Genomic DNA, 15,977 nt, shown 5'->3' with positions numbered 1-15,977 from the left:
TCTCCCTATCCCCTCACATGGATTACGCGTTCAGCGCTTCCTCGAATACACGGAAGAAGCCATGAATATCCGCCTCGTCAATCGCACCAAGCGCGCAGAGGCGGAACGTCGATGCAGACTGCATCTTGCCCGGATAGATCGTATAGCCGCGTTCGTAACAGTAATCGTGCACGCGCGTGAAGTCAAAGTCCGCCGACGGATATGCAACAGCGACCACCAGTCCCGACTGGAGCTCGCGCGGGATGACCTCCGTGAGACCGAGCCGTGCAAGCCCTGCGTGGATGGCGTCAATCGTGCGCGTGTGGCGTGTCCACTTCTTTGTCTCTCCCTCGGCGAAGTACTCCGCGAGTGCGCGCCTTGCCGCGTACACGGTCTGCACGGGCGGGGTGAAGCGCATCTCGCCCGTCTGCTCGAATCCCTCGTACTGCATGACGAGATTCGTGTAGTAGGAGCGCACGGGATATGCCTTTGCCGCATCGAGGACGGATTTTCGCGCGATTACAAAGGACAGCCCCGTCATTCCTTGGATTCCCTTTTGTGCCGACGACATACAGACATCAATATTCATCTCGTCTGCGCTGAATGGAATCATTGCATAGGTCGAGATCGTGTCTGCAATCATGATTGCGCAGTGCGCATGGGCAAGCGTGCCGATCTCACGCACGGGATTGAGGATGCCCGTGCCCGTCTCCTGATGCGTCGTGTAGACGGCGGAGATGTCAGGATTTTCGACGAGTGTCCGTTCGACCTCGGCGAGATCGGGCAGCCCGTCGATTGGGAATTTCAGGTCGATGTGCGGCACGCTGTAGGCGCGCGCCATCTCTGCTGCACGTGCGGAATAGGCTCCGTTGTTGACAATGAGGAGCTTTCCGTCAGCGGGGATGAGCGAGCTGACGCACGCGTCCATGCAGATCGTACCCGAGCCGCAGAAAAGGACGGTCGTCCACTCCGTTTCGTTTGCGTGGACGACCTTGAGGAGATCTGTGCCCAGCTCCCGCATGAGCTCGCCGAATTCACGCTCACGCGGGCAGATGTCGGGGACGAGCTGCGCACGCTTGACCGTATCGGTCGTGGTCGCGGGACCGGGGTTGAGGAGGATGTTGCGTTTGATGTCCATAGGTCACTTCCGATACATAAAGCAGGTGAAGATAAACGGCGTGTTCCAGTAGTCCGCCATCCGGAGGGCGGGGAAGACGATCCGCAGATCGTGTTCCCGTGCAAAGTCCTCGAAGAACTCTCTGCGGAAGAAAAGGCGGCCGAGACCCTCATAGCGTTCATCGTAGTTTGGAATGTTCGCGCGGCGGAACGTGAGATAGTCCTGCCGTTTCGCACGGTCGTGCAGCTCCGTGATGCCGACGGCGTGCCGCGACTTTTCGAGCATACGCTCGAGCACGCGGGTCGCATAGGCGTGATCGGGGAAATAGGAGAAGACGCCACAGGAATAGACGGCATCGTACTTCTCCTCCGTCGGGATGTCCGCCGCTTCCATTGCCGCCAGCTCGCGCGCTTCGGGCACAACACGCTGCGCCGTCTCGACCAGCCCCTCGGCGTAGTCCGAGCCGCCGACAATCATCCCCTCGCGCTGCATGAGGTACATATTCGCGCCCGCACCGCAGCCGACCTCATAGACGCTCTTGCCCGGTGTGAGGTCGAGGAGTTCCATCAGCCCCGCGTTGAAGTTGAGAAAGGCATCCAAGGGAACACCCTCCCCCATCACATCGTAGCCGTTGAGCCGTTTCAGCTCGAGATAAACGTGCTCCCAGTCGCCGTCGAGTTCGCCTGTGAGGGGCCTCCTGCGATTCCAGATCTCTTTCCATTTGTTTCCCAATTACATTACCTCAATCAGTCGAATGATGTCCTTGATCGGCAGCAGCGTGCTGTCGATCTCGTGTGCGCGGTGGTGCGTGAGGATGGAGCGCGCCGCGTTCTCCATCGCGGGGAAGGCACTGCGCGTGAGCTGGTTCGCGTAGATGACGATGCGCACGCCGTGCGCCGCGAGCTCTGCCTCTGTGATCGTGTTGTAGGAGGAGGGTACGGCGACAATGGGGATGTTCGGATGCTTCGCACGGAAGCTGTCGCAGAATGCGATGACCTCGTCGGGGCTCTTTGCGCGCGAGTGGATCATGATGCCGTCTGCGCCCGCTGCAACGTAGCCCTCCGCGCGTGCGAGGGCATCGTCGAGCCCCTTTTCGAGGATCAGGCTCTCGATGCGCGCGATGATCATGAACTCCTCAGTACGCTGGGCTGCTTTGCCCGCCGCGATCTTCTCGGAGAAGTTTTCGATCGTGTCCTGTGTCTGTGCGACCTCCGTGCCGAAGAGGGAGTTGCGCTTCGCGCCCGTCTTGTCCTCGATGATGACGGCAGAGACCCCGAGGCGCTCGAGGGTGCGGACGTTGTAGGCAAAATGCTCCGCTGTGCCGCCCGTGTCCATGTCGAGGATGATGGGCTTCGTCGTGACATCCATGACCTCATTGATGGTCTGGATGCGGTCGGAGAGGTCGACCAGCTCAATGTCGGGCTTGCCGCGCGCGGTCGAGTCACAGAGGCTTGAGACCCACATGGCGTCGAACTGGTCGAGACCGCCGTCGTTCTCCACAACGGTTTTCTCGGCGATCAGCCCCGTTAGCCCGTTGTGCACCTCGATCGTCTTGACGATCGGCACGATCGCAAGGAGGCGGCGGAGTCTCCCGCGCCTCGCCTCGGGCATTGCGAGTTGCTCGCGCATGCGCCAGTCGATGTTGCGCACCTCGGCGTTCTCCGTGTAAGGCGGCTCGATGAGCTGGCCGCCATAGCGGGCAAGACATACACATACGTTCTTGCGGATGGAGGACTCGGGTCCCTGCGCCCAGTTGCTCCCGTGGACAACGTAGTCGGGGCGCAGGCGATCAATGATCTCGTCGTACATGATGTGTTCCTGCACGACGACCTCTGCGACCTCGGGGAGCACGCGGATCATCTCCATGCGCTCTTCGAGCGTCTTCGTCGGAAAGCGGTTGTAGCGCACCATCTCCGGATCGGAGAGTACGCCGACCGTGACCTCGCCGAGCTCCGCCGCCGCACGCAGGAGGTTCCGATGCCCCTCGTGGATGATGTCGGTGCAGAAGCAGGTATATACTTTCTTCATTCTTTGTTTCCCTCTATTCCCATGATATCGTATTTCTGAGCCTCCCCCGCCGATGCGGGGGAAGCTGATTTGAGATTCCATCCGACCACGATACTAAACGCTCTTTATCCGCTCCTCGAGTGCTCGCAGCTCCTCCACCGTATCGATCTCCCACACGTCCTCACGCGTGCACTCCCTGATGTGCACGGAGAAGTCGGGCAGATAGTATTTCAGTGCAATCTCGTCCCAGTAGAGCTGACGATAGCGTTCCTCGCGGTAAAGCTCGTTTGCACACGCTGCAAGGCGCCGTCCGTCCTCCGCCGTCCAGTAGGAGAGACCGAGCATCTGGTGGCAGGGATGGTCGCTCGCCGTGTCGATGTGTGTGATCTTCCCCGCCGCGTCCGTATCGAAGCACCAGTCGTCCGTCGCCTCCACGGGGAAGGCAATGTAGTTCGTGTGCTCCTGCGTGGGGGTGATGACTGCGGGATTTGCGAGGTAGAGATCGCCCTCGATGACGTAGCTGTCCTCGAGCAGCCCCTCACGCCCCGCGAGCGCAATCGAGGAGATATTGTTCGCCGTCTCCCAGTCGAGATTGTCGATGTAGGCGAGGTGCGGATACGCCGCGTGCAGCGCGTCAAACGCCGCCCCGCAGTAGCCCCGCACAATAGTAATCGACGAAATCCCCGCCGCGTTAAGTGCATCGAGAATGGTTGTGATAATTGGCGTGCCGTTCACGGGCACGAGCGGCTTCGGCACGCGATCCGTCAGCGGCGCGAGACGCGTCCCGCGTCCCGCCGCGAGAATGACGGCGCGCGTCACACGATGCGCACCCATCAGGCGAGCCCCATGCGCCGCATCGTCTTGCGCAGCGTCTTCTCCGCGATGTGCGTGGCACGCTCCGCGCCCTTTGCAATCTCCGCGTCGAGATACGCCTTGTCCTCCATCAGCCGCGCGTAGTTCTCTCGGATCGGGCGCAGCTCCTCGGCGACCACCGTGCCGACAGTGGTCTTGAAGTCGCCGTAGCCCTTTCCTGCGAACTCCGCCGTGATCTCCTCCATCGACTTGCCCGTGATCGCCGCGTAAATCGTCATTAGATTGTTGATGCCATCCTTGCCCTCACGGAACGCGACCTCCGCCTCGCTGTCCGTCACGGCGGACTTGAATTTCTTGAGGATTGTCTTCTCATCGTCGAGAATGTAAATCGTCGCCTTTGCGTTCTCGTCCGACTTGCTCATCTTCGCCGTCGGCTCCTGCAGGCTCATGACGCGTGCGCCCGCCTTTGGGAAATAGCCCTCGGGCAGGCGGAACGTCTCGCCGTACACATGGTTGAACCGCGCGGCAATGTTTCGTGTGAACTCGAGGTGCTGCGTCTGATCTGCGCCGACGGGCACGTAGTCCGCCTGATAGAGCAGGATGTCGCCCGCCATCAGCGTGGGGTACGTGAACAGACCCGCGTTGATGTCCTCGGGGTGCTTCGCCGACTTGTCCTTGAACTGCGTCATGCGCGAGAGATCGCCGAACGGACTGAGGCACGAGAGCATCCAGCCCATCTGCGCGTGCGCGGGCACGTGGCTCTGGATGAAGACGAGGCTCTCGTCGGGATCGAGCCCGCACGCGAGGAGCAGCGCGAACGCCTCACGGCTTGCCTTGCGCCGTGCAGCAGGCTCGTGGTACACCGTCAGCGCGTGCAGATCGGCGACAAAATAATAGCAGTCATACTCTTCCTGCAACCGCCGCCAGTTCTTCACCGCGCCGAGATAGTTGCCGAGGGTGAATGTGCCGGTGGGCTGGATGCCGCTCAGAATAATCTTGCGGCGGGGGGTGACTGCGTTCGTGTCGTTCATGACGTACCTTCCTTTATCTGTAGAATGTTTCTCCATTATATACCATTAAAGCGGTATAAGCAAAGGAAGAATCGCCTGTGCCTGTGCGCAGGTATCCGCAGCAGCAAAATGTGAAATTTTCCTACCAAGGATCAACAAAGCCTCGCTGAATTTCATACAAATCCCTCCTGATCTATTTTCCAACAAAAAAGACTGCTGCACAAATGTTTCGTACAGCAGTCCCTGCTTTTTATTTATTTAGCCAACCGCGTGCCCCAGAAGCTCGCGCGTATGGTTGGCGACGTCCTCGGGGGTGATGTCGGTGCGGCGTGCGACGCCGGTGTCGAGCGCTGCCTTTGCAACGGCGGCGGCGACGGTGGGCGCAACGCGCGGGTCGAGCGGGCTCGCGATGATGTTGGTCTCGTTGAGCTCGCTCTCGGAGATGAGGGAGGCGATCGCATCTGCGGCGGCGATCTTCATCTTATCGTTGATCTCCTTGGCACGCACGTCGAGCGCACCGCGGAAGATGCCTGGGAATGCGAGGAGGTTGTTGACCTGGTTCGGGAAGTCGGAGCGACCCGTGCAGACGATGCGCGCGCCCGCCGCCTTTGCCTCGTCGGGCAGGATTTCGGGGACGGGGTTCGCCATCGCCATGATGACGGGATCCGGATTCATGCTCTTGATCATCTCGGGGGTGAGGCTGCCCGGCGCGGAGACGCCGATGAAGATGTCCTTGCCCTTGATAATCTGTGCGAGGGTGCCCTTTTCCTTCTGACGGTTGGAGACCTTTGCGAGGCTGTCCTTGTACGGGTTCATGTTCTCCGTGCGCCCCTCGTAGACCGCACCTGTGGTGTCGCAGAGGACGACGGTCTGGATGCCGTAGGAGAAGAGGAGGCGCGCAATTGCCTGTCCCGCCGCGCCCGCACCGTTGATGACGATCTTCGCCGTGCGCAGATCCTTTTCGAGGTACTTGTACGCGTTGAGAAGCGCGGAGACGACGACGATGGCGGTGCCGTGCTGGTCGTCGTGGAAGACGGGGATGTCGAGGGTCTTCTTGAGCTCGTTCTCGATGTCAAAGCACTGGGGCGCCTTGATGTCCTCGAGGTTGATGCCGCCGTAGGTGGGGGCGATGAGCTGGCAGACCTTGACGACGTCCTCGACCTTCTGGCTGTTCACGCAGACGGGGACGGAGTCGACGCCCGCAAAGCCCTTGAAGAGAATGGACTTGCCCTCCATGACGGGGAGACCTGCGCCCGCGCCGATGTTGCCGAGGCCGAGGACGGCGGTGCCGTTCGTGACGACGGCGACCATGTTGCCCTTGGTCGTGTAGTCGTAGATCTTGTCCGGGTTATCCTTGATCGCGAGGCACGGTGCCGCGACGCCCGGCGTGTAGGCGCGGCTGAGGTCGTCGCGCGTGGCGATGGGGACGGTCGGGGTGATCGCGAGTTTGCCGTGATGGCGCTCGTGGAGCTCAAGTGCCTCTGCATCAAATTTACTTGCCATGATGAATCTTCCTTTCTGTGGGAAATCTCCCGTTTGCTCTCCTTGGGCAATGCACAGTACAGTGCCCTGTTATGTTGATGATATATGATTTGTTTAAAAAACGCTGATAGTGATAGGGCAGCTTTGGCCTACGGTATATGAGCTTCGCCCGCCAGAGCGGGGGAAGTGGCGCACATCGTGCGCCGATAGGGGCGCCAGTGACGATCGCGACTTTCTTACGATAGAGAAATATACGTCGCCCAAAGCGCCCCTTCCACCATGCTTCGCATGGTCCCCCTCCCCCGTGGCGACGGGGGAGGCTTTTATCGCCCTACTCCCCTTTGCCGGGGCTGCCGCTGCGTGCCGGCGCATCACTGTCTGTGCGCGAGGAGCGCTGCGATGGCTGTTCGGCGGAGTCGGATGTGCTCTGACGCGAGCTTGCGTGGCGCGTGTCGGAGGAGCTTGTCGTCTCGCTCGCACGGCCGGGACGCGTGGTGCGTTCGTCCGATGTGTCGCGCCCGTTTGTGCGGGTGCGGTCGGTACTGCTGCGCGTGTCCTTCGCGTCGGTATCGTCCTTGTCGGAGGACTTTTTGCGGCTCCGCGCATCGAGCGCCTCGTCCGCACTGACGGCGCGTCCGACGGAGGTATCTCCTGCGGGCAGCTCGGTGGCGTCTGCGGGGATGGACTCCTCGTACTCACGCACGGCGCGCTCCATGCGGCTGCGCTCGGTACTCGTGAGGGTGACGCCGAGGGCGTTCGCCATGCCGCGCCGCAGCTGAGCCATGTCGGGGATCCAGTAGCTCACCTCGTCGATGTAGAGTGGGCGGCCGGGCACCATCTCGGTGCGGAGCCCCTTTGCCTGCGACTCCTTGAGCGTGCCGATGAACTCGAGCATCTGGCGGACGCTGAGGTCGGTTTTTACGCTGTCGATGACACTGGAGATGATCGCGGGCAGGCGCGGCAGGATGGCGGGTGTGGTGACGGCGTCGACGCAGGCGCGCATGAATTTCTGCTGGCGCTTGACGCGGCCGATGTCGCCCTCCTCGTCGCGGTAGCGCACGTAGGTGACGGCGGTCTTGCCGTCCATGTGCTGCATCCCTGGGCGCAGGTCGATGATGAGCCCGCCGTCGTCATCCCACGGATCCTCGTAGTACATGCGCTTCTCGACGTCGATGTCGATGCCGCCGATGGCATCGACGATCTTCTGAAAGGCGTGGACGTTGATGATGACGTAGTGGTCGATCTGTATGCCGAGGAAGTCCTCCACTGTACGCTGTGTGAGCTTTTCGCCCCCATAGGCGTACGCGGCGTTGATCTTGTCGTAGCCGTTGCGCGGGATGGCGACGCGTGTGTCGCGCGGGATGGAGAGGAGCGAGGCCTCATTCTTTACAGGGTCGATGGTCGCGACCATGAGTGTATCGCTGCGCCCCACGTCGCCCTCGCGCTCGTCGACCCCCATAATCATGATCGTTGCCTTGTCCTTTGCCGTGAGCAGCTCCTCCTTGTGCTCCTTCTGCACGCGGTCGAGCAGGCTGCTCTGCGCGAAAAACGCGCCCGCGACGGCAGCGAGGACAAAGACGAGGATGGTTCCGAGCAGGACGTACGGCCAGACGCGTTTCTTCGTTGATTGTCTTTTCGGTGGTAATGTTGTCAAAACGGGATCGATCCTTTCCTCCCTTAGATGGATTCCCTACCTACGGATGTGTATTCAGCGCGGTGCGGTTGCGTTCCTGTGCACGCACTGCTAAAATAATCTCATCCGTTCAGTATCACATAATATATAGCAAACGCGCGGAATATGCAAGGTATACTTCAATAAGAATCTAGGAAGGACGCGGCTTCATGGGCGTTGAAATCGAACGAAAATTCAAGGTAAAGGAAGATTTCCGACCGACGGGCGTCGGAATCTCAATGGCTCAGGGTTATCTCTCGCGCGATCCGAAGCGAACCGTACGAATCCGAATCGCAGGTATGCGGGGATACCTCACGATCAAGAGCGAAACGCACGGTGCGGCGCGGCTCGAATACGAGTATGAGATCCCCACAGAGGAGGCGCGGGAGCTGCTTGCGCTCTGCGAGCAGCCGCTCGTGGAGAAGACGCGCTACCGCGAGACCGTCGCGGGGCATGTCTGGGAGGTCGACGTCTTCCACGGCGCGAACGCGGGACTTGTCATCGCCGAGATCGAGCTCTCCTCTGAGGTGGAGACCTTCGTCCTGCCTGCATGGGCGGGCGCGGAGGTCACGGGCGAAAAGCGCTACTATAATTCCGCACTGATCGCACATCCCTACAATATATGGAGTGCGGAGGAGCGCGGAGATTGAGGCGGTGCCTTTCTGTGCATACTGTGGAAAACGACGGGGATAACAGGGGAAAAATCTGCGGGAGATTTCCACAAAGCTGTGGACAAATCCCCTAAGGTGTGCTACAAAATATAGAATTTGAGGGAGAAAATCATCCAATATATGGGGTTATCCACTATTTTATCCACATTATCCACAGAAATTGAAAAATCGTTCGCTAAAATTATGCACACTGTGTAAAAGACTGTTGATAAAGGCGTTTTCGGGCTTTTAAACAAATTTATCCACAGAGTTCTACACAGCAGGGGATAACTTTTTCGAGCTGTGGATTTTAGCAATTTACTACATGAGAGAGGGATTTTTACCAATGCAAGAATGGGAAATCTGCCTGCGCCTCGTGCTCTCCTGCGCGATGGGCGGCATCATCGGCTACGAGCGGCAGTTGCGGCACAAGTCGGCGGGGCTTCGGACGAATATGCTCGTTGCGCTCGGCTCCTGCCTCATCATGCTCATGTCGCAGGCGCTCTACGATAACGTCGAGGGGCGGACGAACGCTGACCCCGCGCGTCTCGCAGCGCAGGTCGTCAGCGGCATCGGCTTTCTCGGTGCGGGCGCAATCATGAAGGAGGGGCTGACCGTCACGGGGCTCACGACTGCCGCAACGCTCTGGGTTGTCGCAGGTGTTGGGCTTGCCGTTGGTGCGGGCTTCTACCTCAGCGCGGGCGTCACAACCGCAATCGTCTTCCTGATCCTCGGCAATCTCTCGCGCCTCGATGCGTGGGTCGACCACGACCACATGCTCTCGCTCTCCATCCACACCGTCGATCGGCCGGGGCAGATCATGCGCATCAGCGCCTGCATCGAGGATCTGCACCTGCGCTCGCGCGGCGTCAAGGTGAAGACCGACGAGGACGAGGCAGAGACGGGCGGCGAGCGGCGCGTCTACCTCAACTTCGAGGTGTACAACAGCGAGCATCTAAAGCCCACATTTATTGTAGACACCCTGCGCCAAATCGACGGCGTGCTGCGCGTGGATCTCGTGTGAGGCTTGACGAAATCTGCAGTTTGCAGTAAAATAGGCATAGAAAAGGGGCACTGCTGATGGGCGGCCGCCCCTAACGCTATGACAGAGAGATTCCCCGCCTACGATTTGGAGCGCAAGGCGGGGTTTTCTCATTTATCTTTTTACTGATAGAATCAGTATGGTATATACTATGAGGAATGATAGGAACTCATAGGTATCCATATATATTCCCCCTTTCGGGGGCGAGAAAAGGCGTCCCTCATGGGGTGAAGCCGCTTCAGATTGGCTTAGATTTTTTGTCCTATCGAGGAGACAAACCAGACGCATAGCGGTGGCTATGTGGAGGATTTGTCGACGACGAGAGGGCACAAAAGATAAGTCAAGATGAGTGGCTGATTCCATGAGGGACGCCTAACCGCCTACCGTATTTGATAGCAGTGCCTTTTTATTTATAGCAGACGAACATATGTTGTGCAAGTGAGGAACCGATATGATTATCTCTTGGGACGAATACTTCATGGGCGTTGCCATCTTCTCTGCCTACCGCAGCAAGGACCCGCACACGCAGGTCGGCGCGTGCATTGTCAACGAGGACAAGCACATCGTCGGCGTCGGCTACAACGGCATGCCAAACGGCTGCGACGACAGAGAGTACCCGTGGGGGCGGACGGGCGAATTTGCCGAGCAGAAATACCCCTACGTCGTGCATGCCGAGCTCAATGCGATCCTCAACGCGAGCACGTCACTGAAGGGCTGCCGTATCTACGTCTCCCTCTTCCCGTGCAACGAATGCTGCAAGGCGATCATCCAGAGCGGCATCCGCGAGGTCGTCTATCTCTCGGACAAATACGCCGCGACCGAGGCGACCAAGATCTCCAAGCGCATGTTTGACTCCGCAGGGGTTCGTTGGCGCCGCATGGAGACGGAGCTCGGCGAGGTGCCGGTGAAGTTCGAGGTTGTGAGTTAAACGATCTGAATGCACAAACAGCACTCCACGCAAACGCCTCGTTACGCAAGCGGTCGCGTTCTCGTTCGCCTAAATACCTGCGGACTTCTTAAACGCGCTTCGCTTGAACGAAAGAAATCCGCAGGGGTCGAGTCGAACGCTATTCTCCGCTTGCTTCACTAGGGTTTGCTTAGGCGTGCTGCATGGCAGTATGATTACAGCGTATCAAACATCGAGATAATACAAAGATAACATATTTTATGTGATATAATCCAAAGGAATCCTGATGTGAATACCACTACAGATTATGATATCATCGTGATTGGCGCCGGACATGCAGGTGTCGAGGCGGCACTTGCGGCGGCGCGCATGGCTCGGCGTACCCTCATCGTCACACTCTCGCTGGACAATATCGCGATGATGCCGTGCAATCCGTCTGTCGGCGGCCCCGGCAAGAGCCACCTCGTCCGCGAGATCGACGCGCTCGGCGGTGAGATGGGGATTGCGGCGGACAGGGCGAGCATCCAGAGACGCCTGCTCAACACGGGCAAGGGTCCCGCCGTCCATTCCCTTCGCATGCAGTCGGACAAATTCCTCTACCAACGTATCATGAAGGAAACCGTCGAGAATACGGCGAACCTCGATGTGCGGCAGCTCCTCGTCACGCAGCTCCTCACCGAGGAGCATGAGGGGCAGACAAGCGTTACGGGCATCCTCTGCGAGACGGGGGAGCGCATCACGGCACGCGCAGTCATCCTTGCAACGGGCACATATCTGCGCGGGCGCATCATCCTCGGCGAGACCATCTACGACAGCGGGCCGAACGGTCAGCGTCCTGCGATGGCACTCTCGGATTCGCTGCGCGCACTCGGACTTCGCCTCATGCGGTTCAAGACGGGCACGCCCGCGCGCGTTGATCGCCGCACGCTCGACCTCACAAAGACCAGCGTACAGGAGGGCGATCCTGCCGCGCCCGCCTTCTCCTTTCTGACCACGGAGATGCCCGCGGAGCAGACGCCCTGCTACCTCACCTATACGAACGAGGCGACGCATGAGGTCATTCGCGCAAATCTCCACCGCGCACCGATGGCGAACGGCGTCATCGAGGGTACGGGGCCGCGCTACTGTCCGTCCGTCGAGACGAAGATTGCGCGCTTTCCGGACAAGGAGCGCCATCAGCTCTTTCTCGAGCCTGAGGGACTGCATACGAATGAGATCTATGTGCAGGGCATGTCCACCAGTCTGCCGACCGATGTACAGGAGGCATTCCTCACGACCATTCCGGGACTCGAGCACGCGCGCATCATGCGCCCTGGCTATGCCATTGAGTACGACTGCCTTGATCCCCTTCAGCTCGATGCGACACTCGCTGTGAAGAACATCGCGGGGCTCTACTCCGCAGGACAGGCGAACGGCACGAGCGGCTACGAGGAGGCGGCGGCGCAGGGCTTGATCGCAGGCGTGAACGCCGCGCGCGAAATCACGGGCGAAGAACCGCTGGTGCTCCGCCGCAGCGACGGCTACATCGGCGTTCTCATCGACGACCTTGTCACGAAGGGGACGGACGAGCCCTACCGCATGATGACAAGCCGCGCCGAGTACCGCCTCATCCTGCGGCAGGACAATGCCGATCTGCGCCTCACACCGATGGGACGCTCCATCGGCCTTGTCAGCGATGAGCGGTGGGCACGTTTTACGGCGAAGCGGGACGCGATCGAGGAGACCCTGCGCCTCCTCGATTGTACGAAACTCAGCCCGAGCGCGGAGACCGAAGCAGGTCTGGCGGAGGCGGGCATTGCCCCGCTGCGCGTTCCCATGAGCCTCTTTGCCCTCCTCTCACGTGAGGGCGACTACGCGCAGCTCGCCGCCCTCTTTGACCTGCCTGCCCTCGCAGACGACGTCAGAGAAGAAGTCGAGATTATGGCGCGCTACGACGGCTACATCCGCAAACAGGAGGAGCAGATCGCGCGCATGGAGCGGCTCGAGAGCCGCCGCATCCCCGACGGACTCGACTATAGTGCCATCACGAGCCTGCGCCTCGAGGCGGCGGAGAAACTCGCTGCCATCCGCCCGCGCTCCATCGGACAGGCGGCGCGCATCAGCGGCGTCTCCCCCGCCGACATCTCCGTCCTGCTCGTATATCTGGAGAAGGAGCGGCGGACACAATAATTTCAGCATATGAAAAGCACCTGCCTTTGTAGGACAGGTGCTTTTTTGTGTCCCATGCCGCACGCAGCATTCTATGTGTTGAGACTAAACCAGTACATCGGTCATTTTAAGTGGCTGGGGTTTCAATGCCGCACGCAGCATTCTATGTGTTGAGACTCTGTCGTCCCCAGCCCTTGTCCCATCTGGGCTGAGAAGCCGTTTTGGAAAGTCGTCCGTTTTTCGCGCTGATTTTGCTGCCGAAACGCGCTCTCCGAACGGAAAATCGCGTGGTAGATCACCTCTACTCCTTGTGCGGCGCGGGCTGCGCCGTTTTGGAAAATCGTAGCGGTGGAATGCGGCTTGCGCGCCCCTACGGATCATTTTCCACTTTTCGCTTCGATCACGATTATAGCATAGATTTCTGCACTTTTCAATGGGGCGCTTCGTACGGGTTTACAGCAGTGCAATCAGCCTCTCCACATCCTCCTCCCGCGTCGCCCAGCTCGTGGCGATGCGCATGACGGTCGTATCGCCCTGTTTCTCCCAGAAGTCCATCGCGACGTGTGCAGAGAGATGGGCGAGCTGCTCCGGGGTGAGGGAGAGGAAGATCTGATTCGTCGGCGCATCGGAGGCAAGCGCATAGCCCTTCTCCGTGAGTACCGTGCGGATGCGGTCTGCCATGGCGATCGCGTGCGCGCCGCCGCGCTCGTAGAGCCCGTCCGTGAAGAGTGTGTCGAACTGAATGCCGAGGATGCGTCCCTTCGCCAGCAGCGCGCCGCTTTGCTTGACGATGGTGAAGAAGTGCGGCACGGTATCAGATTTCGGGAAGACGACCGCCTCGCCGAAGAGTGCACCGCATTTCGTCCCGCCGATGTAGAACGCATCGCACAGGCGCGCGATGGCGGGGAGCGTCAGCTCATTCGCAGGGCAGCCGAGGGCGTATGCAAGCCGCGCGCCGTCGAGAAAGAGCGGAATCCGATTCGCGCGGCAGATGGCGCTGATGACCTCAAGCTCGTCCATCGTGTAGAGTGTGCCGTACTCGGTCGGATGCGAGAGGTAGACCATGCCGGGGCGCACCATGTGATCGTGGTTTGCGTCCTCATGAAATGCACGCAAGGCTTTCTCGATGGCGCCCGCCGTGAGCTTTCCGTCCGTGTGTGGGAGGGCGAGCACCTTGTGACCACCGCACTCGATTGCGCCCGCCTCGTGCACGGTGATATGCCCCGTATCGGCGGCAATGACGCCCTCATAGGGGCGCAGCAGCGCCGAGATCACGATGCGGTTGACCTGCGTGCCGCCCGACAGGAAGTGAATCTCTGCGTGCGGTGCGCGGCACATCTTGCGGATCTTCTCCCGCGCCGCATCGGAATAAGTGTCCAGCCCGTAGCCGGCCGTCTGCTCCAGATTCGTCTCTATGAGCCGCCGCAGGATCTCCGCGTGCGCCCCCTCCAGATAGTCCGAGCCAAAGGACAGCAGTTCGCTCATTTTCGTCATCTCCTCTTTCGTACGATTCTATATTATCGGAAAATCAATGGGGATTCAAGGAAAATCCCTAAACTAAGGAAGGATTTTTCCGATAGTAAAGGTAAGGACAGCAATATCATGCAGGAAGCACGAAGGGAGGGAAACCGATGGAACTCGAGAAAATCTATGGCAGCCGTGGAGTAGTGCCCGCATCATCTGGGCAGCGCACCCATGCGGCGAAGGAGGACACATCCGACACATTTGCGCGGATGCTGCAGAACCTCAAGGAGTCCAAGGCGGCAGAGGCACGCGACTGGGCGGAGAAGGTCGGCGATACCGTCATCACGCGCGTGCTCGCGGACGGCTCGGTCATCACGCAGATCTATCAGGGGACGAAGCTCATCTCCCAGATTGTGACGCGCGGCTCGCATCCCGAGGCGGGCAAGGATCTCGTCTCCGAAACGATCCAAAAGATGAAGCATCAGGCACTCGAGCAGACCGCGGATCCGCTGCTCATGTCGAAGGCGGCGCAGAGCTCCGTCGCGACGGCGGCAGCTGTCTCTCAGATGATGTAAGGCATTCGGTCAAGACAAAGACCTCTCGCACCGAGGATGGTGCGGGAGGTCTTTTGGTTTGTAACAATGCGGGAACGTCAAAATCTCCAGTCCAGTCCTGCCTTGAAGGTGACGCCGCGCTGTTTGCCTGCCCAGCCCTCGACGCTGAGGTCGGCGGTGGCACGCTTGCTGAGGTTCGCGCGGTAACCGAGCTCAAGGCTGCCCGAGAGGCCCTTGAGCGAAGGGCTTGGCGTATCGTAGGAGAAGCCGCCTGTGTGGTAGGTCGCGCCCGCATCGCCCTTGAACTCGTACTGAAGGGAGGTGCCGAGGATGAGCGCACCGTTCCCCTGCGGGATCGTCCAGCGCGCGCCCGTGCGCAGACGGTGGCTCTCGACGGCGTGGAAGTCGTAGCTGTCGCCCGTCGAGAGGGTCGCGCTCGATCCGTTCTGCCGCGTGTAGAAATAGCGGAGATAGAGCTCGCGCTCGGTGCCGTTTGCGGCCTTTGCCGTGTGGCCGACGCCGAGATGCGCGCCGATGTAGTTCGCGTCCGTATCGTAGGATGCGCGGCGCGTGATCCCTCCGACGGGAAGGTCTGCCTCATAGTCCGTGCTCATGCGCCCGAAGCGCAGGCTGCCCTCGTAGAACATGCCGCCCTTCTTCTCCTGGCGCAGGAAGGCGCCGCCGCCGACGTAGTGGGTATTGCCCTCGCCGTGCGTACCGTCGTCGAGGTAGGAGTCGTAGCTGCCGCGCCCGTACTCGACGATGGGGCCGAAGAGGATGCGGTCATTGCCGCGCATGACCTCACGGGAGAAGCCGACGGCGAGATTCATGCCGCGGACGTTGACGTGTGAGCCGGTCTCGTGGCGCAGGCTCGATCCGCCGACTGCGGCAAAGGGGGCGAATCCGCCCGCGCCCGCTGCCTCGGCTGAGGCGCTCGCCATGCCGCCGCCCGCGATGAGGTCGCCGCTCGCACCGAGAAATGCCGCTGTGCCAGTCATGGTCTCGGCAAGGGACTTCGTGTTCTCATGCAGGACGAAGCCGTTATTGCCGGGGGTTGGATTTGGATTCGGGTTCGGATTCGGGTTGGGATTCGGGTTCGGATTCGGGTTCGGGTTGGGGTTAGGATTCGGAT

14 protein-coding genes are annotated in these 15,977 nt (G+C 60.1%); 5 read left to right on the top strand and 9 right to left on the bottom strand.

The window, feature by feature from the left end:
• Positions 1-22: 22 nt before the first annotated feature.
• From HMPREF9163_RS05680 to HMPREF9163_RS05650, 7 genes are all read right to left on the bottom strand, one after another.
• Positions 23-1,117: a 2-aminoethylphosphonate aminotransferase gene (locus tag HMPREF9163_RS05680; protein ID WP_009440747.1), complete on the bottom strand. Its 1,095-nt coding sequence runs from the start codon at positions 1,115-1,117 to the stop codon at positions 23-25.
• Between the two features lie 3 nt (positions 1,118-1,120).
• Positions 1,121-1,828, bottom strand: a complete 708-nt coding sequence (locus HMPREF9163_RS05675; protein WP_009440746.1) for a trans-aconitate 2-methyltransferase — start codon at positions 1,826-1,828, stop codon at positions 1,121-1,123.
• On the bottom strand, positions 1,829-3,124 hold the full coding sequence (aepX, locus tag HMPREF9163_RS05670) for a phosphoenolpyruvate mutase (protein WP_009440745.1): 1,296 nt from the start codon (positions 3,122-3,124) through the stop codon (positions 1,829-1,831).
• Positions 3,125-3,217: 93 nt separating this feature from the next.
• Positions 3,218-3,937: a phosphocholine cytidylyltransferase family protein gene (locus tag HMPREF9163_RS05665; protein ID WP_009440744.1), complete on the bottom strand. Its 720-nt coding sequence runs from the start codon at positions 3,935-3,937 to the stop codon at positions 3,218-3,220.
• Positions 3,937-4,947, bottom strand: a complete 1,011-nt coding sequence (trpS, locus tag HMPREF9163_RS05660; protein WP_037346254.1) for a tryptophan--tRNA ligase — start codon at positions 4,945-4,947, stop codon at positions 3,937-3,939. The genes HMPREF9163_RS05665 and trpS overlap by 1 nt, the downstream gene beginning before the upstream one ends.
• 237 nt (positions 4,948-5,184) lie before the next feature.
• Entirely contained in the window at positions 5,185-6,429 is a 1,245-nt protein-coding gene (locus tag HMPREF9163_RS05655; protein WP_009440741.1) for an NADP-dependent malic enzyme, read from the bottom strand.
• A gap of 310 nt (positions 6,430-6,739) precedes the next feature.
• Positions 6,740-8,062 carry an LCP family protein gene (locus HMPREF9163_RS05650; RefSeq protein WP_009440740.1) on the bottom strand — a complete coding sequence of 441 codons (1,323 nt, stop codon included), beginning with the start codon at positions 8,060-8,062 and terminating at the stop codon, positions 6,740-6,742.
• 188 nt (positions 8,063-8,250) lie between these two features.
• On the opposite strand from HMPREF9163_RS05650, the gene HMPREF9163_RS05645 reads away from it, so the two are divergent.
• The 4 genes from HMPREF9163_RS05645 to mnmG all read left to right on the top strand — a co-directional run bounded on the left by HMPREF9163_RS05645 (position 8,251) and on the right by mnmG (position 12,848).
• The gene (locus tag HMPREF9163_RS05645; RefSeq protein ID WP_009440739.1) at positions 8,251-8,730 is read left to right on the top strand and encodes a CYTH domain-containing protein; all 480 of its coding nucleotides are present in this window, start codon (positions 8,251-8,253) and stop codon (positions 8,728-8,730) included.
• 346 nt (positions 8,731-9,076) lie between these two features.
• Positions 9,077-9,754, top strand: a complete 678-nt coding sequence (locus HMPREF9163_RS05640) for an MgtC/SapB family protein (protein ID WP_009440738.1) — start codon at positions 9,077-9,079, stop codon at positions 9,752-9,754.
• Between the two features lie 469 nt (positions 9,755-10,223).
• A complete protein-coding gene (locus tag HMPREF9163_RS05635) occupies positions 10,224-10,700 on the top strand; it encodes a dCMP deaminase family protein (protein ID WP_009440737.1) in 477 nt (158 codons plus the stop codon).
• A 267-nt stretch (positions 10,701-10,967) separates the two neighbouring features.
• Entirely contained in the window at positions 10,968-12,848 is a 1,881-nt protein-coding gene (gene mnmG, locus HMPREF9163_RS05630) for a tRNA uridine-5-carboxymethylaminomethyl(34) synthesis enzyme MnmG (RefSeq protein WP_009440736.1), read from the top strand.
• 432 nt (positions 12,849-13,280) lie between these two features.
• Here the strand turns inward: mnmG and HMPREF9163_RS05625 are convergent, their stop codons facing one another.
• A complete protein-coding gene (locus HMPREF9163_RS05625) occupies positions 13,281-14,321 on the bottom strand; it encodes a low specificity L-threonine aldolase (protein WP_009440735.1) in 1,041 nt (346 codons plus the stop codon).
• Between the two features lie 137 nt (positions 14,322-14,458).
• On the opposite strand from HMPREF9163_RS05625, the gene HMPREF9163_RS05620 reads away from it, so the two are divergent.
• Positions 14,459-14,866, top strand: a complete 408-nt coding sequence (locus HMPREF9163_RS05620) for a hypothetical protein (RefSeq protein ID WP_009440734.1) — start codon at positions 14,459-14,461, stop codon at positions 14,864-14,866.
• A gap of 77 nt (positions 14,867-14,943) precedes the next feature.
• On the opposite strand, the gene HMPREF9163_RS12445 is transcribed toward HMPREF9163_RS05620, so the two are convergent.
• Positions 14,944-15,977 (bottom strand): autotransporter outer membrane beta-barrel domain-containing protein (locus HMPREF9163_RS12445; RefSeq protein WP_232296673.1); only part of this gene is annotated, 1,034 nt, incomplete at its 5' end.

Source organism: Selenomonas sp. oral taxon 138 str. F0429 (genome assembly GCF_000318175.2).
Lineage (GTDB): Bacteria > Bacillota > Negativicutes > Selenomonadales > Selenomonadaceae > Centipeda > Centipeda timonae.
This window is presented reverse-complemented; position numbering and strand designations above follow the sequence as displayed.

Excerpts from the sequence above, each read along its gene's own strand:
- HMPREF9163_RS05680 (WP_009440747.1), bottom strand. The coding sequence starts at position 1,117 with ATGGACATCAAACGCAACATCCTCCTCAACCCCGGTCCCGCGACCACG.
- aepX (WP_009440745.1), bottom strand. The coding sequence starts at position 3,124 with ATGAAGAAAGTATATACCTGCTTCTGCACCGACATCATCCACGAGGGG.
- HMPREF9163_RS05665 (WP_009440744.1), bottom strand. The coding sequence starts at position 3,937 with ATGGGTGCGCATCGTGTGACGCGCGCCGTCATTCTCGCGGCGGGACGC.
- trpS (WP_037346254.1), bottom strand. The coding sequence starts at position 4,947 with ATGAACGACACGAACGCAGTCACCCCCCGCCGCAAGATTATTCTGAGC.
- HMPREF9163_RS05655 (WP_009440741.1), bottom strand. The coding sequence starts at position 6,429 with ATGGCAAGTAAATTTGATGCAGAGGCACTTGAGCTCCACGAGCGCCAT.
- HMPREF9163_RS05645 (WP_009440739.1), top strand. The coding sequence starts at position 8,251 with ATGGGCGTTGAAATCGAACGAAAATTCAAGGTAAAGGAAGATTTCCGA.
- HMPREF9163_RS05640 (WP_009440738.1), top strand. The coding sequence starts at position 9,077 with ATGCAAGAATGGGAAATCTGCCTGCGCCTCGTGCTCTCCTGCGCGATG.
- HMPREF9163_RS05635 (WP_009440737.1), top strand. The coding sequence starts at position 10,224 with ATGATTATCTCTTGGGACGAATACTTCATGGGCGTTGCCATCTTCTCT.
- HMPREF9163_RS05625 (WP_009440735.1), bottom strand. The coding sequence starts at position 14,321 with ATGACGAAAATGAGCGAACTGCTGTCCTTTGGCTCGGACTATCTGGAG.
- HMPREF9163_RS05620 (WP_009440734.1), top strand. The coding sequence starts at position 14,459 with ATGGAACTCGAGAAAATCTATGGCAGCCGTGGAGTAGTGCCCGCATCA.